The following is an 18841-nucleotide window of genomic DNA, read 5'->3' on the forward strand; positions in this document are numbered from 1 at the left end:
CTTGCCCACCACTTCATGGTGAAGTGCAGGGATATTTCAGCGTCAGTGGAAGCGGATGTCAAGGCTAAAATACATACATGCATATACAAGTTAGAGTGACTCAATTTTTCATTGTGACCGAGTGCATTTGCCCGCCTCTCCGCGACACCAGTTCATGCTCTTTCAGGATCGATCCGGTCGAGGAAATCGCTTACCCGATCGGCCCCGGCATCGGGCTCGCTGCCGACCATGACCGCGACTGAAAAGGCAATGAGGGAAGAGACCGGCGTGTGGCTGCGCGCGCCGGCGCGCAGGTTCATGACCAGGGTTGGCGACAGAAAGAGCCCTGAGCGCAGCACCGCCCGCCAGTCCACTGGCAGCATGCCGCGCCGTTTGAGCTCCAGCAGCAATGGCCGCCACAAGGCTGTCGCCTTGACTTCCAGCAGGTCGCGACGGACCGGGCTCAAGTCCCAGTCCGTGTCGACATGGAGCAGGTTTCCGTCCAGCCGCGCCTGGGCGCGAAACGCTTCCGTCGCGATGGCCGGATCGTAGAGCCAGAACGGATGGGCGAAGATGTTGTGGAACGTCGCCTTCACCTCCGCCAGCAGCGTCGGGATATGCGAACCGGCAAAGGCGGGATCGAAGAAGGACAGTTCCGCCCTCCCCGCTTTCCCAGTGTACCAGACATTGGCGTTGTGGGCGTCGCCATGCGCGACCACGCCGCCGGCATCGGCAAGCCGGTCCGGCCGCAGGCGTGCTGAAGCCGCGTCGAAAAGCTCACCGATGCTGCTGACGTAAAGCCGGCCGTTGATGACGAATTTCAACCAGGAAAACTGATCCCAACCTAACTCCGCGCCGGGGAAGACAAACCGCTTGCCGACATAGAAATCGGCCAGCCGGCCGCCCGGCGAGGAGCGTGTCTCGGCGTCAATCAACCGCTCATAGAACAGCCGGTGGATCGGCTCCGCCGAGACCTCCGAGACGGTCACGGGATGCAGCGTCTCGAGATAGACCTCGAGCAGCCTGGTGGACAGGTCGCGCTCGGCAAGAACCGCCTCGCGCCGCTTGCCGGCATCGTCCTCAGCATCCAGCGCGAACAGCACATCCGAAAATCTCGGATCCGTGCGCCGGCGATAGACAAGGATCTGCTCGCCGGGCTGGGCGGACATATGGACAGGCTGATCGACCGGCAGGCCGGCACGCGACAGGATCTCGGCCCGGTAGTACTCGCCGGTCATGCCCTCTTCGCGTTCTTCCTGATGGAATTTGAAGAAGTAGGCCTGGCCGTCGCTGTCGAAGAAGCCGTTCAACGAATTGAGGCTGTATTTGTCGACATTGATGCGGACGTTGCTGGGGGCCATTGCGAACAAGTCGCCCAGCAAGGCCGACAGCGCACGCTGCGCCTCGCCGACATCGTGCTGCGCGAGAACGCGGATCCGCGCCGTGCGGCTCGGTATCGTCATCGGTCGCCCCTTCTGGCCAGGCCGCCCACCGAGGGCGAGATCATCATCAGTACATGTACATACATCTATGGAAAAACCTCTGCGAGCCGCCTTAGCCCTGTTGTCGTCAGTTGGTCTTGGAGGGGGAATAGCGGCTGCCGAGCGAGTAGCGGCTGCCGACATAGGTCAGCTTGCTGATCGTGGCGACGATCGCGCCCGTCCATGTGCGACGGTGCAGAAACAGGCAGCAGCTGCCGACATCGATGTTCAGATGCCGCGCCGTCTCGGCGTCGGCCGGGATCGCGGAGATGATGTGCTCGACCTCGGTCACCGGGGTCTTCTGCATGAGGTAGTCGTAGGTCGCCGTCTTCGAAAAATCCTGCTTGTCGTAGTCGGGGATCAGGCTCGGATTGACGAAGCGCTCTTCCAATTGCACCGGCAGGTCGTTCTCGAAATTGACGACGACGGAGTGATAGATCGAGACACGCTTCGGAAACTCGAAGGACAAAGCGAGTTCCTTGGTCGGCGTGATGGTTTCGAGGACGAGCACTTCGGAGCGATGCCGGTTGCCGCGCTCGACGATCTCGGCCGCGATATTGTTGATCTCGATCAGCGTCGATTGCGGCCTGGGCGGCGCGATGAACGTGCCCACACCTTGCAGCCGGATCAGGAATCCCGCCGAGGTCAGTTCCCGCAAGGCCCGGTGAACCGTCATGCGTGAGACACCCAGCGAGACCACCAGCTCATTCTCGGACGGCAGCTTGCGATCCTTGCCCCACCGGCCCGTTCCGATGTTGGTCAGGATGTAGTCCTTCACCTTCTCGTAGAGGGGGCTCGCCGTATCGGGCAAATCGATCATTTCAAAATCCTTTCCGGCAATTTATCGGAAATCACGCCGGCTCAACAGGTTGCCGCATGCGGATGATTGTTTTCAAGCCGTCGCTTTGCCCCGCCAACAGCCGCTCATAGGCGGCGGGAACCTCATCCAGGCCGATCTCGCGATCGATCAGGGCGAGCAGCGGCCCGCTCAATTCACCCAGCATCCCGACGGCATCGGGCAGTTCATCGGCGAAGGCATGGCATCCCAGCAATGCGATCTCGCGTTCGACCAGGAGATTGGGGTCGATGTCGAGACGGCCGTGGAAGATGCCGACCATCGCCACCGCGCTGCCGGAATCGAGAACGCCGAGCAACTGAGTGAATGCGGCGATGCTGCCGGTCGCCTCGACGGCTGCCAGCAACGGGGCATTGGTGGTCGCGGCGGCAATGGTATCGCGGTCGAGGTCGACGATTGTTGCGCCGGTCACCCGCGCCACGCGGGCAGAGCGCGCCTGGTTACGGTCGGCGACAAGCACGGTGCCGGCGAAGCTTCGCGACAGCAGCAGCGCGGCAAGACCGCCGATCGGCCCGCAGCCGACGACAAGCACGGAGCCTGCCGTCTTCGGCAGCCGGCGCACCGCGTGCAACGCCACCGCGAGCGGCTCGGCCATGGCAGCGACCCGCTCATCCAGCGCCGGATCGACGACATGCAGCAGGCGCGCGGGCAACACCGCCTGTTCGGCGAAGCCGCCGTCGCAGACTTCGCCGACGAAGCCTAGCGAAGCGCAGAGATGGCGCCTGCCGGCACGGCACTGCGCGCAGTCCCCGCACCAGAAACGGGAATCGGCAACCACCCTGTCGCCGACGGCGACTGTGTCGACGCCCTCGCCGAGCGCGATCACCGTGCCGGTCAGTTCGTGGCCGGCCGTCGAAGGCGACCGGCTTATCCATTGGCCGGTGCGGAAATTGTGCAGGTCCGAACCGCAAATGCCGGCGGCATCGACCCTGAGCTTCACCCAGCCCGCATCCGGCACGCCCGGCGAAGCGATATCCTCCACGCGCAGATCACCGGGTCCATAAAGCCGTGCCGCCTTCATCGCGATCGTCTCCGCTCAGCCGGCGAGGTAGCGGTCGCGGATCTCCGAGACCGCGTTTTCATGCGAGCTGAAGCCCTCGTAACGGGCGAGCCTGCGGGCATGCTTCGCCAGTTCCGGATAGGCGGCCGAGGTGACATAGCCGACCGATGAGCGCTTGACGAAATCCGTCACCGAGAGCGGCCCATAGGTCCGCGCCCAGCGGCTGGTCGGCAGCACCGCATTGGGCCCAAGGACGAAGTTGGCAAGCGTCACCGGCGTATGCGGGCCCATGAGGATTTCGGCCGCCTCGGTGATGTGCCCGAGATGCGCGAATGGCTCCTTCGACAGGATCTCGAGATGTTCGGGCGCATAGTCGTTGATGAAGCGGTAGCTGTCTTCCAGTGATACGGTCAGCACGATGCCACCGCGTTTTCCCGTCAGCACCGCGCGCGAGAACTCCACACGCTGTTCGGTCATCCGCGACCAGTGTTCGGGAAGTGCCGCGAGTGCTGCTTCGGCAACCTTGCGGCTGTGCGTCACGAGATAGGCCGAGGAATCCGGCCCGTGCTCGGCCTCGATCAACAGGTCGAGTGCGGCAAGGCCGCCGTCGACACTGTCATCGGCAAAGATGATGGCTTCGGACGGACCGGCCGGGAGACCGGTGTTGATGATCGACGACAGCACACTTTTGGCCGCCACCACCCAGGGGCTGCCTGGGCCGACGATCTTGAGCGCAGGCTTCACCGTCTCGGTGCCGTAGGCGACGGCGGCGACGGCCTGGGCGCCGCCGCATTTGTAGACGGTGTGCACGCCGGCGAGGCGGGCGGCGACGAGCGTTGCCGCATCCACCGAACCGTCCGCTGTCGGCGGCGTCACGATGGCGATCTGCGGCACGCCGGCAATGACGGCCGGAACCGAGGTCATCATCGTCACCGATGGAAAGGCACCCTTGCCGCGCGGCACGTAAAGCGCGACGGAGGCGATCGGCGTGTACCGGTCGCCGGCATAGGCGCCCGGCCGGACTTCCTTGAGCCACATCGTTTCCGGCTTCTGCTCTTCATGGAAACGCCTGATGTTGTCGATGCCGAAGCCGATGCTCTCCACGACATCCTTTTCGACCTTGTCGAAGGCCGCGTCGAACTCGGCTTCCGAAACCTTCAGCCCGCCCCCAGCCACATTGGCCTTGTCGAGTTCCCTGGCGAAGCGGATCAGCGCGGCGTCGCCCTCGTCCTTGACGGCCTGGATGATCGGGCGGACCTTTTCGACAAAGACCGACAGATCGCTCTCGGCGCGTTTCAGCAAGCCGGCCCGCTGGGTGGCGTCGAGCGATGACAGATCGTGGAAGCTGATGTCGGACATGGATATTCCTCTTTGTTGGAACGCGACGTGCCGGCCGGTCACATTGCGCAAGACGTTGATTTCGAACCTGTGGCGAGCTGCCTCAAATCGATGCCAGGAACCCGCCATCCACCGGAATGGACTGGCCGGTTATGTAGGCCGCCGCATCCGAGGCAAGGAACACGGCGACGCCGTGCAGGTCGCCGAGATCGCCGAAACGGTGCTGCGGGATCTTGGCCAGCATCGACTGCTGCCATGCCTCGTTGCTGTAGAACACATCCGTCATCGCCGTCCTGAAGTAGCCCGGAGCGATGGCGTTGACCCTGATGCCGAGATCCGCCCACTCCGCGGCGAGCGCACGCGTCATGCCGAGCAGGCCCGACTTCGATGAGCCATAGGGCACCGCGGTCGGAATGCCGACTTCGGAAGTCAGCGAGCAGAGATTGATGATGGCGCCGGAGCGGCCGGCGTCGCGCATCTGCCGCGCCGCGGCCTGGGCGCAGAAGAACGCGCCCTTGAGGTTGGTATCGACGATCCGGTCCCACAGCGCTTCGTCGACATCGAGCGAAGGCCGGACCTCTTCCATCCCGGCATTGTTGACGAGGATGTCGAGACCGCCAAGCAGGCTCGCGGCTTCGGCGGTGGCCGCATGGCAGCGGCCGACATCGGTGACATCAAGGGCAACGGCATGCGCCACCCCGCCGGCCGCACGGATGGCCGCTATCGTCTCATCGAGGGAGGCCAGGCTGCGCGCGGTGATCGCGACGTCGGCGCCGGCGGCGCTCAGCGCCTCGGCGATGCTGCGCCCGATGCCGCGGCTGGCGCCGGTGATGAGCGCCTTCCTGCCGGCGAGATCGAAGAGAGAAGCATTGCGCATGTGATCCTCCTTGCCGGTGTCGGTTCCTGCTTCAATACCGAGACTATCAGATCAGGTTACATATACAAGCATATACAAACCGTTTCGGCTACGCTACTCCTGACAAAAATTCGCCGCACCAGCGCGCCCGTCGGTGACATGGCTTGCCCCGGGGACGATGCAGCGAAACCCAGTGTTTGAGAACCCGGCCGAAGGCGGAAGTCGCTCGGCCAACCGCAGAGGAGCCCGCTCGTGTCGAAAGCTTCAGACATGGTCCGAACCGAAGTCACACGCCTGTCGCCTTACAATTCCGGACTGACCATCGCCGAGGTCATGCAGCGATACGCGCCAGTCAGGATCGCCAAGCTGGGTTCGAATGAAAACCCGCTTGGCCCGAGCCCGACCCTGGCCACGATGATGCAGGGCGGCGCCGAGATGTTCCGGCTCTATCCGGATCCGGCCGGGCGCGCGCTGCGCCAGGCCATCGCCGCTAAATATGAAGTCGGCGAGGATCAGGTCACCCTCGGCAATGGCTCGGAGGATCTTCTTTCCGTCATCAGCCGCGCCGTGCTGCGGCCGGGCGACGCCGTCGTCACCCTCTATCCGTCGTTCCCGCTGCATGAGGACTATGCGACGCTGATGGGCGCGAGCATCAAACGTGTAGCCGTCAACGACGATCTCACCATCAACGTCGACGCGCTGATCGAGGCGGTGCGCGAACGACCCCGCATGCTGCTGTTCTCGAACCCGATGAACCCGGTCGGCAGTTGGCTGTCGAGCAGCGATCTGTCGCGGGTTCTGGATGCAGTCGGCGACGAGACGCTGATCGTCGTCGATGAGGCCTATGCCGAATATGCGGAGGGCGACGACTACGCCTCGTCCCTGCCCGACCTCGGCAAGCGCGACCGGTCCTGGATCGTGCTGCGCACATTTTCCAAGGCGTTCGGGCTTGCCGGATTGCGCATCGGCTTCGGCATCGTCGGTGACCCGGAATTGCGCGCGCTGCTCGACAGGGTGCGCACGCCCTTCAACGCCAATGGCGTTGCACAGGCCGCCGCGCTGGCCGCGCTCGCGGACGAGGAACACCTTGCAAGGGTCGTGGCGCTGGCCAAGGCGGAGAGAGTTCGTGTCGAGAATTTCCTCGCAAGCAACGGCCTCGAAGTCGCCGCTTCTCGAGGCAATTTTCTGTTCTTCAACTGCCGGCAAAACGCCAGCGCATTCGTCGAAGGCCTGCTGCGCGAAGGCGTCATCGTCAAACCCTGGAAGCAGGAAGGTTTCGACAGCTATGTGCGTGTCAGCATCGGCGCACCATCGGAGAACGACCACTTCATGACCGCGCTGTCGCAGCTGTTGTGATTTCCCGAAAGCCATGCTGAATTGCGTGGCGCGCCAGGCACGATATTCGAGAGTCTGCCGTTTCCCTCATGGAGTTTCTCGCAGGTGACGCATCGTCTTTCGTCCAATGCTTCCCTCCAGCCTCTCTGACCTGCGCCCTTACCGGTCACTTTGACGATGTCCAATATGCTCGAAAGCAACCCGCCCCGCAGCCTCTATCGCGAAACGGCCGGCGGCATCGGCGATTACCCCGCCCTTGCCGGCGCGCAGCGGGCAAGGGTCGCCATTGTCGGCGGCGGCTTCACAGGCCTCTCGACCGCCTTGCACTTGGCGGAGGCCGGCGACGACGTTGCCGTGCTCGAGGCCCAACAGCCGGGCTGGGGCGCGTCGGGCAGGAATGGCGGCCAGGTCAATCCCGGCCTCAAATACGATCCCGACACGATCGAGGCGATGTTCGGCCCTGAGCTTGGGCCGCGCATGATCGATTTCTCCTATGGCGCGCCGGATTTCACCTTCGGTCTCATCCGGCGCCTGTCGATCGCCTGCGAGGCGCGGCAGAACGGCACCATACGCGCGGCCATCCGGCCGAAGCCGGAAACCGCGGTGCGAACCACGGCCGCGCAATGCGAACGACGGGGTATGCCGGTCAGCCTGTTGGACGCGCAGGCGATGGCGGCGCGTACCGGAACCGACAGATACATATCCGGCATGTTCGACGCCCGCGGCGGCGACCTCCACCCCTTGAAATACACGATCGGCCTGGCAGCCGCAGCCAAGAGCGCCGGCGCGCGGATATTCGGCAACAGCGAAGTCCTGTCGCTGAAGAGGGAGGCCGGACGATGGGTCCTCAAAACCGCGAACGGCTCTGTCGGCGCCGAGAAGGTTCTTATCGCAACCAATGGCTACACCGGGCCTCTTTGGCCGGACCTCGAGCAGTCTCTCGTCCCGGTGTTCAGCGCGATTGCAGCAACCGAACCGCTTGCGCCGGCAGTCGCGGCCGCGATTCTCCCGAAAGGCCCGTCGTCTACGAGGCCGGGAACATCACCGTGTACTACCGCATCGACGCCGAAGGGCGCCTGCTCATGGGCGGCCGCGGACCGATGAAACCGATTGGAGATGCTTCCGCCATCCGCTACCTCACCGACTATGCGCTGCGGCTCTGGCCAGCACTTGCGGGAACACGCTGGACGCACGCCTGGAACGGCCGGGTTGCGATCACCAAGGACCATCTTCTGCACATTCATGAGCCGGAAGACGGCGTCCTGATCTGCCTTGGCTACAATGGCCGTGGCGTCGCCATGGCCTCGGCGATGGGCGCTGCGTTGGCGCAGCGCCTGCAAGGCAACGAGACGTCGCCATTTCCCATGCCGATATCACCGCTCAAGCCAATCCGGTTTCACCGTTTCTGGCCGCTCGGGGTGAAGGCCGCGATCCTTTCGGGGCGATTGAAGGACCGCTTCGGCCTCTGACGCGAAGGGCCGCCCGGCCTGACGGCCCGTGGGATGGCACCAGCTTCTTATCGAAATTTCGGAAAGGCGTCGCCGGCCGGCGCGTTGGCCCAGCTTTGCAAGGTCTGGCCGCCGTCGATCAGCCAGTCGACACCAGTGACATGCCTTGCCTCGTCCGAAGCGAGGAACGCCACGGCGGCCGCGACATCGTCCGGCTGGCCGATGCGGCGCAACGGGATGCGGTCGGCGAAATGCTGGACGCTGCTCTTGAAATCGCCAGCGCCGGAAGCCGGCACGCCGAGCGTCGTCTCGATCACGCCGGGGCAGATGGCATTGACGCGAATGCCGTAGGGCGCGGCATCGAGCGCCGCGACCCGCGTCAGTCCGACCACGCCATGTTTCGAGGCGACGTACCCGGCACCGCCCGCAAGCACGTCCCAACCGGCCATGGACGAGCCCATATTGACGATCGAGCCACCGGTCCCGGCCTTGATCATCGTCTGAAGCGACGCCTGCAGGACGAGGAAGATGCCGCGCAGATTGATGCGGATGATGGTGTCCCAGTCCTCGACCGGCAGCTCGTGAACGGGAGCGACGACACCGGAAATGCCGGCATTGTTGAACACGACGTCCAGCCCGCCGAATGTGTCGACGGTGGTTTCGACGGCGCCGCGCACATTCTTCTCGTCGGTGACGTCGGCTTCGATGGCGATGGTGTTGCCGCCGAGAGAGCGAGCCAGCTCGTGCGCCGCGGCGCCGTTGCGGTCGACAATGGCGACACGCGCGCCTTCGTCGAGGAAACGCCGGACCGCGGCACTGCCAATGGCGCCGGCGCCGCCGGTGACAAGGACCTTCTTCTGGTCGAACCGTTTCATTCCTCGGTCTCCGGCTTTGGATAGGAACGCCATGAATGCTCCGGCTCGAAGCCTAGCGCTTCGCGCGCATGGACCGTGTCGAGCACGGAACCGAAACCGGCAATCGGCCGCGACAGGGCAACGCCTGGATAGACCCGGCGCACCAGCGCGTCGGTTTCCTCCTCCATGAAGGTGTCGGCGGCGCTGAGCAGGACGCGCAGATGACCCTCGCCTTGCCATTCGAGCGCCCGCAGGAAGCCCTGCCCGGCATCGCGCGCGTCAAGATAGGCCCACAGGTCGCGGGCACTGTCGGCGGTGGCGCGGCGCGGACCGACGCCGGCGAAGAAGGATTGCGGGGTCTGAATCCATGGCATGCGGATGCTGACCGCCGAAAAGGCACCGCGGCGCACCGCCGCGTCGACGATTTCCTCGCCCAGCCATTTCGACAGGCCGTACGGATCCTGCGCACCGACCGGGTGGTTCATGTCGACCGGCAGATAGGGCGGAATGACCGTCTTCTCGAAGAAGGGATAGCCGAAAACGCTGAAGGACGAGGCATAGATAAAGCGCCCGATACCAGCCATGGCGGCAGCCTCGACGACATTGTAGGCGGTCGCGACGTTGGTTCGGAACACCTCGCCGCCGGCGCGCCCGGTCGGCCGCGGAATGGCCGCGACATGCACGACCGCATCGCAATCGCGCACCAGTTGCAGGGTCGATCCCAGATCCGTCAGGTCGGCGGTGGCGTGGCGCCATGCGCCCTCGACCGGCGCCACAGTATCGATGCCCAGCACATCATGGCCGGCGGCAAGCAGAGCCTCCGCCACGTGGCGGCCAAGCAGGCCACTCGCACCGGTGACGATCGTCCTCATATCACGGCCCTCGGCTCGCAAGCACAGAGGCTTGGATATCATTGATGGTCATACAAATCGAGCACATGGTTGCCGACCCTTGTCAAGGCCATTTCGCGTTGAACAAATAGCGCATACGCTTGTGCGAGCGGCGTGCGCAAGGCCGGTGACCAAAGCTTTGCGTCGAACGGGATTGACTTGGCATCCGCCAGGGTTTTTTGTATGAGTATCAACGATCGACCAAAGGAGTCCGCCATGGCCGTGGACGTTTTTTCCTCACATCGGCATGACGACGCGATGCGCCTTGATCCGCAACGCGCAGCCATTATCGTCATCGACATGGTCAACGAGTTCTGCAAACCGGGCGGAGCGATGGTCCTGCCGGGATATGAGACGCTGGTGGCGCCGCAACTGGCCGTTATCGAGGCGGCGCGCGCCAGCGGCGTGCCGGTGATCTGGGTTCACGATGCGCACCGGCCGGGCATGCGCCGCGAGCGCGAATGGGTCAAGCGCACGCCGCATTGCGTGGAAGGCAGCTGGGGACCGGAGATCATCGAGGATCTCGGCGCCCGCGATGACGAGATCCATGTCATCAAGCGGCGCTACTCGGCCTTCTTTCAGACCGATCTCGATCTGACGCTCAAGGATATGCAGGTCGACCAATTGGTCATCTTCGGCGTGGTCACCAACATTTGCGTGCGTTCGACCGTCCACGACGCGTTTTTCCAGGGCTATGAGGTGGTGGTGCCGAGCGATTGCTGCGCCGCGACCGGACCGCGCGAGCAGGAAAGCTCGCTCTACGACATAGCGACGCATTTCGGCGTGGTCAGCGATTCGGCTGATGTCGTCGCGGCCCTTCGCGATGGGACGTCGCTGCAACCGACCGAAGTCGCGGCTTGAACGATCCAGAGCCAGCGGCATCCGAGACAGGCAAAAGGAGTGCGGTTTGACGACCGAAAAGAAATCCGAGAAAAGCGCGACACCGAAGCGGGAACCACCGACCCGCGAGCAGGTGCTGGAGCGCTACGCTGAGACCGGATACGCGTTGGACCAGCATCCGGCGCACGTCATCCGCAAGGCGCATCAGCGCGCGACGCTGCGTTTCCAGCAGGTCATGGCCGGCGAAGATCTGTCGCCGACCCAGTTCGCAGCCCTTGCCACGATCCTCAAACATGGCGAGGTCTCGCAGAACCATCTCGGACGGCTGACGGCGATGGACCCGTCGACCATCAGCATCGTCATGCGTAAATTGCTCAAGCACGGGCTGATCACGCGCAGCGCTTCCGACACCGACCAGCGCCTGTCGATGATCGCACTGACCGAAAAAGGCACCGAATACACGCTCGAGCGGCTCGCACGCAGCGTCGAGGTCGGACGGCGTTTCCTGTCACCGCTGTCACCCGCCGAGCAGGCGACGCTGCTTCGCCTGCTCAAGCGCATCAATGACGACGATCCATCGAATGGCGACGGCGGCAAGTAGGCCGCGTCCAGACCCTTTTCCGTACCAGCAGAAGTGAGAACCGATGCCGTCCGACCCCAAGTCGTCTGCCAACACGCTCGTCGTCCGCAATATCGGCCTCATGCTGAGCGGCGACCTCGGCCAGCCGATCCTCGACGCCGACACCATCGTCGTGACCGACGGGCGCATATCAGGCATTGGCAAGGCTGGTGATGTCGACACCGGTAATGCGGCGACGATCATCGATGCGATGGGCTGCGCGGTGGCGCCGGGGCTGATCGACAACCATGCCCATCCGGTGGCCGGCGACTGGACGCCGCGGCAGAACCAGATCGGCTGGATGGATTCGACCGTGCATGGCGGCGTCACCACGATCATTTCGGCCGGAGAGGTCCACACGCCAGGGCGCCCGCGCGACCTGGTCGGGCTGAAGGCATTGGCGATCGCGGCGCAGCGGACCTTCTCCAATTTCCGCCCCAACGGCATGAAGATCCTGGCCGGCGCCCCCATCCTGGAACACGGCCTGGTCGAGGATGACTTCCGATATCTCGCCGAAGCCGGCGTGACACTTGTCGGCGAGGTCGGCCTCGGTGGCGTCAAGGATGGTCCGACCGGCCGGCAGATGATCGGCTGGGCGCGCAAATACGGCATGACCTCGATGACCCATACGGGTGGCCCATCCCTGCCCGGTTCCGGCCGCATCGGCGCGGACGTCGTGCTGGAGGTCGACGCCGACATCGTTGCCCACGTCAACGGCGGGCCGACGGCGCTTCCCGAAGCCGAGATCAGGCAGATCTGCGAGAACGGCACGCGTGCGCTTGAAATCGTCCACAACGGCAATCTGCGCACCGGACTGTTCGTGCTCGACCTGGCCAGGCAGCGCGGCGAACTTGCGCGCGTCATCCTCGGCACCGACAGCCCGGCCGGATCCGGCGTGCAGCCGCTCGGCATCCTGCGGACGCTGACCATGCTGGCTTCGCTGGGCGGTGTCGCGCCGGAAGTGGCGTTCTGTCTCGCCAGCGGCAACACGGCGCGGGTGCGCGGACTGACCGACCGCGGCATCATCGAAATCGGCCGCGCCGCCGACCTGATCTTCATCGACCAGGCGATGGGCGGCGCTGGCGACGGGCTCCTCGACAGCGTGGCGCTCGGCAATCTGCCGGGCATCGGCATGGTCGTCATCGACGGCGAGGTGCGCACTGGCCGGAGCCGCAACACCCCGCCGGCGATGCGGGTGCCGGAAGTTCGGGCTGCGCAGTGACGATGGCCTTCTGGCCCGTCAGCTAACTCCATCCTTGCCGATGACCTTGTCCTTGGTCAGCCCGCCGACGCGCGGGTGCGGCCGGCCGGAATCGGTGACGGCGATGGCGACGACGATCTCGTCGGCGCGCGGTGCATCTGGGACGCGGACCTCCATGCCGTCGAAATGGCTGCGCACCTTCGCCGCGTCTTTGTGGCCGAGCGGAATGTCGAGCGGCACGCCGAGACCGCCGCGCTTCTTCGATGAGGGAATGAGCGCGGCGCCCTTGCCCAGCACGTCGCGGAACGGGGCGCCAAGCGTTGGGTGAAGAATGGCGGCGGCATGTTCAAGCTCGCCGTCGGCGCCGACGGCGGCTGCCTTGCCGAAGCTCTCGACCTGGTCGCCGGCAATGCCAAGAGCAGCCACCGCACGCCTGGGCAAGATATCGCCCAGCGCTTCGCCAATATCGCTCAACGCCGACAGATCCTCGACAAACGTGCCGGCATAGGGATTGCGGATCACCGCGATCGCCGCGGCACGCCGGGTCGGCGGGTCGACGGGGCGGCCGCCTTCGATCCGGGTTTCCTCAACGATGGTGATGATGCGGCGGATTTCCATGCTCATCGCAATCCGTCCTCGCCCTTGATGTCGGCCGCCGCCAGGCCGCCGACCCGCGCATGAACGCGGGCACCGGTGGTCATCGCCAGGATCACCGCCATCTCGTCGCTGCGCGGTGCATCGCCAACGCCGATCTCGATCGCGTCGAAATGGCTGCGCACATAGGAGGCGTTGATGTGGGTGATCGGAATATCGATACGCGTCCCGGGGCCGCCGACCTTCTTGGTCGAGGGCACGATGGCCTTGGCGTCGCCAAGAAGTTCGCGCATCGCGTAGCCGCCTGGATTGTGCCAGAGCGCACCATGTTCAAGCTCGCCGGCGGCGCCGACGATGGCCCCCTTGCCATAGCCTTCGACAGCGGCGACGCCATCGCCTATGGCATCGATCAGGCGCCGCGCCATTTCGAGGCCGAGCGGCTTCAGATCCTCCATGAAGCCGGTGATCTCTTCGACGTAGCGTCCGGCAAAAGGGTTGGCGATGACGGCGACGATCGCGCCACGCTTGGGCGGGCGTGCGGCGGGGGGCCCGCCCTCATGGAATATCTCCTCGACCTGGACCAGAAATTTCCTGACCACCACAGCTGGCATTGCGCGTATCCTTCGTCCCGTCACTCATGAAAACTCGTTAGAGTATCAACAATTATGCATCGCCGATATTTGTCAAGCGGCGAGGTGGAGGACGCGGATGACAGGCCCAAGAAAACTGCATCGGATGACGATTGACAGCCTGTTTAGCCGCTCCTAAACTCATATGACCATCAACGAACTCGCCGGCATTCCGGCGATATGTGGGGGATGGTCAAGGCGTGGCTTCAAAAGCTGAAAAAAGCTGAAGGGGAATAACATGACAAGGGCGCTCAAGAGTTTGTTTCTGGCCGGCACGATGCTGGCCGTTTCGTTGGGATCGGCCGCCGCACAGGCCAAGGTTTCGGTGGCCGCCATCTCGGGATATTTCGCCCAGGGTTTTGGCGTTTCGATCGTCAACGGCCTCAACAAGGCCAAGGCCGATTTCGGCATCGACCTCAAGCTGGTCGACACCGGCAATCGCGCATTGGACTATCAGGAGCAGTTCGAAAACCTCGCCAAGGGCAAACAGTACGACCTCATCTTCGTGATGGGCTGGGAGCTGGTGGATTCGCTGCAGAAGGTCAGCAAGGAATATCCAGACCAGCGCTTCGTCTTCATCGACGGCGTGCTCGACAATCCCAAGATGATCTACGCCAACTTCGCCGAAGAACAGGGCTCCTTCGTCGCCGGCGCGCTGGCCAGCATGATCGAGGCCAAGGGCAGCGAATTTCCCAAGATCGGCGACGGCAAGGCAATCGGCTTCGTCGGCGGCCGCGACATCCCGGTGATCCGCAACTTCCTTGGCGGCTATGAGCAGGGCGCCAAATACGCCGCGCCCGACGTGAAGGTGAATTCCGTCTTCGCCGGCACTTTCGATGATCCGGCCAAGGGCAGCGAGCTTGCCCAGGCGCTTTACGGCCAGGGCTCCGACATCGTCTATAACGTCGCCGGCCCGACCGGCGAAGGCGTGATGCAGGCCAGTGCCGCCGCCGACAAATATTCGATCGGCGTCGATATCGACATGTGCGGCACGGCCCCCGGAAATGTGCTCGGCAGCATGCTGAAGCGCGGCGACATCGCCGTCTACACGCTAATCAAGGACGAGGTCGGCGGCAACAAGGTCACCGCCGGCACTCGCACCTTCGACCTCGCATCGGGCGGCGTCGAGTTCAAGGTCTGCGACGACATCGCGCCGAAGATCCCGGCCGACGTCACGACCAAGCTCGACGAGATCAAGAAGGGCATCCTCGACGGCAAGATCGTGATCGCCAAGGCGAAATAGGCCAGCAACAGCGCATCCCTCCCAAGAAAGCGCTACACTGATCCGCCGCGGCTTGCCGCGGCGGATCAGTGTCCAATCTGCCAGTCTGCGAGAGCATCGTGTCGAACGCGCCGGAGTCCCCGACCCTGCACAGCACAGCCGCGATGGCCGTCGAGTTGACGGCTATCACCAAGCGTTTTGGCGCCTTCATTGCCAATGACGGCATCGACCTTGCCGTGCGCCGGGGCGAAATCCACGCCATCATCGGCGAAAACGGCGCCGGCAAGACAACGCTGATGAACATCCTGTTCGGCCTGCTGCAACCCGACGAAGGCTCGATCCGGCTGAATGGCGAGGCGACGGTGGTCGCCGACCCGGCGGCCGCCATCAAGGCGGGCCTCGGCATGGTGCACCAGCATTTCAAGCTGGTGCCTTCGCTCTCGGTCGCCGACAATGTCTTTCTCGGCATGGAAATCCGCCGTCATGGGTTGATCGACCATGCCGCGCAGATCGCGCGCACACACGAACTGTCGAAGCGTTTCGGCCTGCATGTCGATCCGACCGAGCGCGTCGGGCTGCTCTCGGTCGGCATCGAGCAGCGCATCGAGATCCTGAAAGTTCTGGTGCGCGGCGCCCGCACCATCATCCTCGACGAGCCGACCGCGGTGCTGACGCCGCAGGAGAGCCGCGAACTGTTCCAGACGCTGCGCAGCTTCGTGGCCGAGGGCATGACGGTGATCTTCATCTCGCACCATCTGGAAGAGGTGATGGAGGTGTCCGACACGGTGACGGTGCTGCGCAACGGCCGCAAGGTCGCGACCCGCCCGACGTCGGAACTCAACAAGGACGAGTTGGTGCGCATGATGGTCGGCCGCGAGGTCAGTTTCGACCGGCGGCCGCGAGCAGCCCTGCACGGCGACATCGTGCTGGACGTCAAGGATCTGTGGGCTCGTGATGATCGCCGCTTGCCGGCCCTTCGCAACGCCAGTTTCACTGTCCGTTCCGGCGAGGTGGTGGGGATTGCGGGCGTCGCCGGCAATGGGCAGACGGAACTGGCGGAAGTGCTTTCGGGCCTGCGGCCGGCAAGCCATGGCGAGGCCCGGCTGAAGGGCCAGGACCTCACCACGCTCTCCCCCGCCGCAATCCGCGAGGCCGGCCTTGCCCATGTTCCGGGCGACCGCATGGTGCGCGGGGTCGATCGCAATGCCTCGATCGCGGCGAACACGCTGATGGGCCGCCAGCACCGCGCACCGTGGAGCCGCAGCGGCCTGCTCGATTGGAAGGCGATCGCCGGGAATGCCGGAGCGCTGATCAAGAGCTTCGATATTCGCGCGCAAGGAGCGGGCGACGCCGTCAAGCGGCTTTCCGGCGGCAACATCCAAAAGGTCGTGCTGGCGCGCGAATTCACCAATGGCGCCGACTTCCTGCTGATCGATCAGCCGACGCGCGGCGTCGATATCGGCGCCCAGGAAGCCATCCATGACGAGATCATGCGCCAGCGCGCGGCCGGCCGGGCGATCCTGCTGATTTCCGTGCAGCTTGACGAACTGGCGGCGCTCGCCGACCGCATCCTGGTGATGTTCAACGGGCGGATCATGGGTGAAGTCGCCGGCGACGATGCCGACGAAGACAGGATCGGCATGATGATGGCGGGCGTGTCGCCGCAACTGGAGCCCGCATGATGAGCGACCGTTTGCGCGCCTTTTCCGGCCAGATCATCGCCGTGGGTGTAGCCTTGCTGCTGGGGGCGATCATCATCCTCCTGGTCGGCGAAAGCCCGGTGCGTGTCTTGATGACGCTGCTGCGCGGCGCATTCGGCGACCAGGAAAAGGTTGCCGGCACCCTGCTGCAGACCACGCCGATCCTGATCTGCGGCGTTGCGGCCTGCATCGGCCTGCGCGGCGGCATGTTCAATGTCGGCATCGAGGGCCAATTGTTCCTCGGCGGATTTGCCGCCGCCTGGGTCGGCTTCAGCTTTTCCCTGCCCGCGGGCATCCACACCCTGGCGGCGCTGGCGCTTGCTGTCGTCGCCGGTGCCGCCTGGGTCGCCATCCCTGCCTATTTCCGCGCCCGCTACAACACCAACGAAGTCGTCTCGACGATCCTGTCGAACTACATCGCCGTGCTGCTCACCTCCTACTTCACCATCTTCCTGTTCAAGCGGCCCGGCGGCTGGTCGGAGACGCCGCCGATCCTGGCGACAGCCTATCTGCCGGAGATCTTTGCCTTCTCGCGGCTGAACTGGGGGCTGGTGATTGGCCTGCTGCTGGCAGTCGGTGTCGCATTGGTCTTCCGCTACACCAGCTGGGGCTATGGTGTGACCATGGTCGGATCGGCGCCGAAATTCGCCGAATATGGCGGCGTCAACGTGAAGCGGCAGGGCTTTGTCGTGCTGCTGCTTTCGGGCGCCGTCGGCGGCCTGGCCGGTGGCGTCGAGACGCTCGGTGTGCATCACCGGTTCATGGAGGGCTTTGCTCCAGGCTTCGGCTTCGACGGGCTGATCGCCGCCCTGCTCGCCAACGGCTCGCCGGTCGCCACCATCGTCACGGCACTGTTTTTCGGCGCGCTGCGCAGCGGCTCGCTGCTGCTCGAGGTCGACACCAGCGCGTCGCGCGAAATCATCACCGTGATCCAGGCGCTGATCATCCTCAGTGTATCGGCGCAGGTCCTGATCAAACGCCGCGGCGATAGCCAGGCGGGGGAGCGGCGATGGAAATTCTAGACAAGCTGATCAACGTCGCGCTGATCGCGGCGACGCTTCGCACCACCGCGCCAATTCTCCTGGTCGCGCTTGGCGGGTCGTTCACCACCAAGGCCGGCATCTTCAACATCGGGCTCGAGGGCCAGATGCTGGCCGGCGCCTTCTTTGCCGTCATCGGCTCGATCTGGACGGGTTCGGCATTCGCGGGGGTTGCTTGCGGCGTTGCCGCGGCGCTTGCCTTCGCGCTCGCCTTTGCCGTGCTGGTGGTGACGTTCCGGGCCAATGAAGTGGTCGTCGGCCTGGCGCTCAATATCCTTGCCGGCGGCATGACGATCTCGCTGATGAAAGCGATTTTCGGCACGCGCGGATCGATCGTCGGTCACGGCATCGTCGGCCTGCCCAAGGTGCAGATACCTGGCGCCCAGGCGCTGCTCGGCTCGTGGGCGCCGCTGATTTCGGGCTTCACGCCGATTGTCTATGTCGCGTTCATCGCTGTGCCGCTGCTGGTGCTGTTCTACAACCGCACCCGGCTCGGCCTCTATATCCGCGTCGTCGGCGAAAAGCCCGAAGCCGCCGAGGCGCTCGGCATCTCGATCACCCGCGTCCGCTACACCGCCTCGCTGCTGTGCGGATTGCTGGCAGGCCTGGCCGGCGCGCATCTGTCGCTTGGCTACATCACCATGTTCACCGAGAACATGTCCTCGGGCCGTGGCTTCATGGCGGTGGCCATCCTGATCTTCTCCAATGGCGATCCGCTGAAGGTGCTGGCCGGCTGCCTGCTTTTCGGTTTCGCCGATGCCTTCTCGCTGCGCCTGCAGACCTTTGGGTTTCCGTCCTATCTGGTGCTCACCGTGCCCTATGTCGTCGCGCTGACCGCCCTGTTCGCGCTGTCCTACCGGGCACGGCCAAGGATCATCAAGGAGACGCTGGCGTCGATGCAGAAACTGCTGTCGGTGGACAGGAACAACGCCCCGGTCGACAAAAATCCGCAATGAAGG

General features: G+C 64.4%; 18 protein-coding genes and 1 pseudogene. 9 read left to right on the top strand and 10 right to left on the bottom strand.

All coding sequences use genetic code 11. From position 1 onward, the window contains the following. Positions 1 to 152: 152 nt before the first annotated feature. From DBIPINDM_RS08335 to DBIPINDM_RS08355, 5 genes are all read right to left on the bottom strand, one after another. The gene (locus DBIPINDM_RS08335; RefSeq protein ID WP_258585293.1) at positions 153 to 1442 is read right to left on the bottom strand and encodes a hypothetical protein; all 1290 of its coding nucleotides are present in this window, start codon (positions 1440 to 1442) and stop codon (positions 153 to 155) included. A gap of 106 nt (positions 1443 to 1548) precedes the next feature. Next, the gene (gene hutC / locus DBIPINDM_RS08340) at positions 1549 to 2280 is read right to left on the bottom strand and encodes a histidine utilization repressor (protein ID WP_258585294.1); all 732 of its coding nucleotides are present in this window, start codon (positions 2278 to 2280) and stop codon (positions 1549 to 1551) included. A 31-nt stretch (positions 2281 to 2311) separates the two neighbouring features. Then, entirely contained in the window at positions 2312 to 3337 is a 1026-nt protein-coding gene (locus DBIPINDM_RS08345; RefSeq protein WP_258585295.1) for a zinc-dependent alcohol dehydrogenase, read from the bottom strand. A gap of 15 nt (positions 3338 to 3352) precedes the next feature. Further along, complete coding sequence (hisD, locus tag DBIPINDM_RS08350; RefSeq protein ID WP_258585296.1) at positions 3353 to 4675, bottom strand: histidinol dehydrogenase; 1323 nt, start codon at positions 4673 to 4675, stop codon at positions 3353 to 3355. Between the two features lie 82 nt (positions 4676 to 4757). Continuing rightward, positions 4758 to 5531 carry an SDR family NAD(P)-dependent oxidoreductase gene (locus DBIPINDM_RS08355; protein ID WP_258585297.1) on the bottom strand — a complete coding sequence of 258 codons (774 nt, stop codon included), beginning with the start codon at positions 5529 to 5531 and terminating at the stop codon, positions 4758 to 4760. Between the two features lie 231 nt (positions 5532 to 5762). On the opposite strand from DBIPINDM_RS08355, the gene DBIPINDM_RS08360 reads away from it, so the two are divergent. Together DBIPINDM_RS08360 and DBIPINDM_RS08365 are read left to right on the top strand one after the other, a co-directional pair. Beyond that, complete coding sequence (locus DBIPINDM_RS08360) at positions 5763 to 6866, top strand: histidinol-phosphate transaminase (protein WP_416361745.1); 1104 nt, start codon at positions 5763 to 5765, stop codon at positions 6864 to 6866. 165 nt (positions 6867 to 7031) lie between these two features. Next, positions 7032 to 8314: pseudogene (locus DBIPINDM_RS08365) on the top strand (NAD(P)/FAD-dependent oxidoreductase). A 47-nt stretch (positions 8315 to 8361) separates the two neighbouring features. Here the strand turns inward: DBIPINDM_RS08365 and DBIPINDM_RS08370 are convergent. The 3 genes from DBIPINDM_RS08370 to DBIPINDM_RS08380 are packed head-to-tail and all read right to left on the bottom strand — an operon-like array spanning position 8362 to position 10255. Continuing rightward, positions 8362 to 9168, bottom strand: a complete 807-nt coding sequence (locus DBIPINDM_RS08370; protein WP_258585298.1) for an SDR family NAD(P)-dependent oxidoreductase — start codon at positions 9166 to 9168, stop codon at positions 8362 to 8364. Next, positions 9165 to 10019: an NAD-dependent epimerase/dehydratase family protein gene (locus tag DBIPINDM_RS08375; protein ID WP_258585299.1), complete on the bottom strand. Its 855-nt coding sequence runs from the start codon at positions 10017 to 10019 to the stop codon at positions 9165 to 9167. The genes DBIPINDM_RS08370 and DBIPINDM_RS08375 overlap by 4 nt, the downstream gene beginning before the upstream one ends. Before the next feature lie 38 nt (positions 10020 to 10057). Then, entirely contained in the window at positions 10058 to 10255 is a 198-nt protein-coding gene (locus DBIPINDM_RS08380; protein ID WP_258585300.1) for a hypothetical protein, read from the bottom strand. Here DBIPINDM_RS08380 and DBIPINDM_RS08385 point away from each other — a divergent pair. The 3 genes from DBIPINDM_RS08385 to DBIPINDM_RS08395 are packed head-to-tail and all read left to right on the top strand — an operon-like array spanning position 10254 to position 12718. Further along, the gene (locus DBIPINDM_RS08385) at positions 10254 to 10898 is read left to right on the top strand and encodes a cysteine hydrolase family protein (protein ID WP_027045720.1); all 645 of its coding nucleotides are present in this window, start codon (positions 10254 to 10256) and stop codon (positions 10896 to 10898) included. The two genes, DBIPINDM_RS08380 and DBIPINDM_RS08385, sit on opposite strands and share 2 nt — an antisense overlap. Positions 10899 to 10944: 46 nt before the next feature. Beyond that, the gene (locus DBIPINDM_RS08390) at positions 10945 to 11478 is read left to right on the top strand and encodes a MarR family winged helix-turn-helix transcriptional regulator (protein WP_258585301.1); all 534 of its coding nucleotides are present in this window, start codon (positions 10945 to 10947) and stop codon (positions 11476 to 11478) included. A 43-nt stretch (positions 11479 to 11521) separates the two neighbouring features. Further along, positions 11522 to 12718: an amidohydrolase family protein gene (locus DBIPINDM_RS08395; RefSeq protein WP_258585302.1), complete on the top strand. Its 1197-nt coding sequence runs from the start codon at positions 11522 to 11524 to the stop codon at positions 12716 to 12718. Positions 12719 to 12736: 18 nt separating this feature from the next. On the opposite strand, the gene DBIPINDM_RS08400 is transcribed toward DBIPINDM_RS08395, so the two are convergent. Both DBIPINDM_RS08400 and DBIPINDM_RS08405 read right to left on the bottom strand, forming a co-directional pair. After that, the gene (locus tag DBIPINDM_RS08400) at positions 12737 to 13321 is read right to left on the bottom strand and encodes an amino acid synthesis family protein (protein WP_258585303.1); all 585 of its coding nucleotides are present in this window, start codon (positions 13319 to 13321) and stop codon (positions 12737 to 12739) included. Then, positions 13318 to 13902 (bottom strand): amino acid synthesis family protein, encoded by a 585-nt coding sequence (locus DBIPINDM_RS08405; RefSeq protein ID WP_258585304.1) that lies wholly within the window; start codon positions 13900 to 13902, stop codon positions 13318 to 13320. Before DBIPINDM_RS08405 ends, DBIPINDM_RS08400 begins: the two co-directional genes overlap by 4 nt. A gap of 256 nt (positions 13903 to 14158) precedes the next feature. Here DBIPINDM_RS08405 and DBIPINDM_RS08410 point away from each other — a divergent pair, with 256 nt between their 5' ends. From DBIPINDM_RS08410 to DBIPINDM_RS08425, 4 genes are all read left to right on the top strand, one after another. Beyond that, a complete protein-coding gene (locus DBIPINDM_RS08410) occupies positions 14159 to 15163 on the top strand; it encodes a BMP family lipoprotein (protein WP_258585305.1) in 1005 nt (334 codons plus the stop codon). Between the two features lie 143 nt (positions 15164 to 15306). Then, positions 15307 to 16824, top strand: coding sequence for an ABC transporter ATP-binding protein (locus DBIPINDM_RS08415; protein WP_258589221.1), 1518 nt, complete (start codon positions 15307 to 15309; stop codon positions 16822 to 16824). Next, entirely contained in the window at positions 16824 to 17864 is a 1041-nt protein-coding gene (locus DBIPINDM_RS08420; RefSeq protein WP_258585306.1) for an ABC transporter permease, read from the top strand. The genes DBIPINDM_RS08415 and DBIPINDM_RS08420 overlap by 1 nt, the downstream gene beginning before the upstream one ends. Beyond that, entirely contained in the window at positions 17852 to 18838 is a 987-nt protein-coding gene (locus DBIPINDM_RS08425; protein ID WP_258585307.1) for an ABC transporter permease, read from the top strand. The genes DBIPINDM_RS08420 and DBIPINDM_RS08425 overlap by 13 nt, the downstream gene beginning before the upstream one ends. Positions 18839 to 18841: the final 3 nt, after the last annotated feature.

Origin of the sequence: Mesorhizobium sp. AR02, from assembly GCF_024746835.1 — a bacterium.
GTDB lineage: Bacteria > Pseudomonadota > Alphaproteobacteria > Rhizobiales > Rhizobiaceae > Mesorhizobium.

Excerpts from the sequence above, each read along its gene's own strand:
- DBIPINDM_RS08335 (WP_258585293.1), bottom strand. The coding sequence starts at position 1,442 with ATGACGATACCGAGCCGCACGGCGCGGATCCGCGTTCTCGCGCAGCAC.
- hutC (WP_258585294.1), bottom strand. The coding sequence starts at position 2,280 with ATGATCGATTTGCCCGATACGGCGAGCCCCCTCTACGAGAAGGTGAAG.
- DBIPINDM_RS08345 (WP_258585295.1), bottom strand. The coding sequence starts at position 3,337 with ATGAAGGCGGCACGGCTTTATGGACCCGGTGATCTGCGCGTGGAGGAT.
- hisD (WP_258585296.1), bottom strand. The coding sequence starts at position 4,675 with ATGTCCGACATCAGCTTCCACGATCTGTCATCGCTCGACGCCACCCAG.
- DBIPINDM_RS08355 (WP_258585297.1), bottom strand. The coding sequence starts at position 5,531 with ATGCGCAATGCTTCTCTCTTCGATCTCGCCGGCAGGAAGGCGCTCATC.
- DBIPINDM_RS08370 (WP_258585298.1), bottom strand. The coding sequence starts at position 9,168 with ATGAAACGGTTCGACCAGAAGAAGGTCCTTGTCACCGGCGGCGCCGGC.
- DBIPINDM_RS08375 (WP_258585299.1), bottom strand. The coding sequence starts at position 10,019 with ATGAGGACGATCGTCACCGGTGCGAGTGGCCTGCTTGGCCGCCACGTG.
- DBIPINDM_RS08385 (WP_027045720.1), top strand. The coding sequence starts at position 10,254 with ATGGCCGTGGACGTTTTTTCCTCACATCGGCATGACGACGCGATGCGC.
- DBIPINDM_RS08380 (WP_258585300.1), bottom strand. The coding sequence starts at position 10,255 with ATGGCGGACTCCTTTGGTCGATCGTTGATACTCATACAAAAAACCCTG.
- DBIPINDM_RS08395 (WP_258585302.1), top strand. The coding sequence starts at position 11,522 with ATGCCGTCCGACCCCAAGTCGTCTGCCAACACGCTCGTCGTCCGCAAT.
- DBIPINDM_RS08400 (WP_258585303.1), bottom strand. The coding sequence starts at position 13,321 with ATGAGCATGGAAATCCGCCGCATCATCACCATCGTTGAGGAAACCCGG.
- DBIPINDM_RS08405 (WP_258585304.1), bottom strand. The coding sequence starts at position 13,902 with ATGCCAGCTGTGGTGGTCAGGAAATTTCTGGTCCAGGTCGAGGAGATA.
- DBIPINDM_RS08410 (WP_258585305.1), top strand. The coding sequence starts at position 14,159 with ATGACAAGGGCGCTCAAGAGTTTGTTTCTGGCCGGCACGATGCTGGCC.
- DBIPINDM_RS08415 (WP_258589221.1), top strand. The coding sequence starts at position 15,307 with ATGGCCGTCGAGTTGACGGCTATCACCAAGCGTTTTGGCGCCTTCATT.
- DBIPINDM_RS08420 (WP_258585306.1), top strand. The coding sequence starts at position 16,824 with ATGAGCGACCGTTTGCGCGCCTTTTCCGGCCAGATCATCGCCGTGGGT.
- DBIPINDM_RS08425 (WP_258585307.1), top strand. The coding sequence starts at position 17,852 with ATGGAAATTCTAGACAAGCTGATCAACGTCGCGCTGATCGCGGCGACG.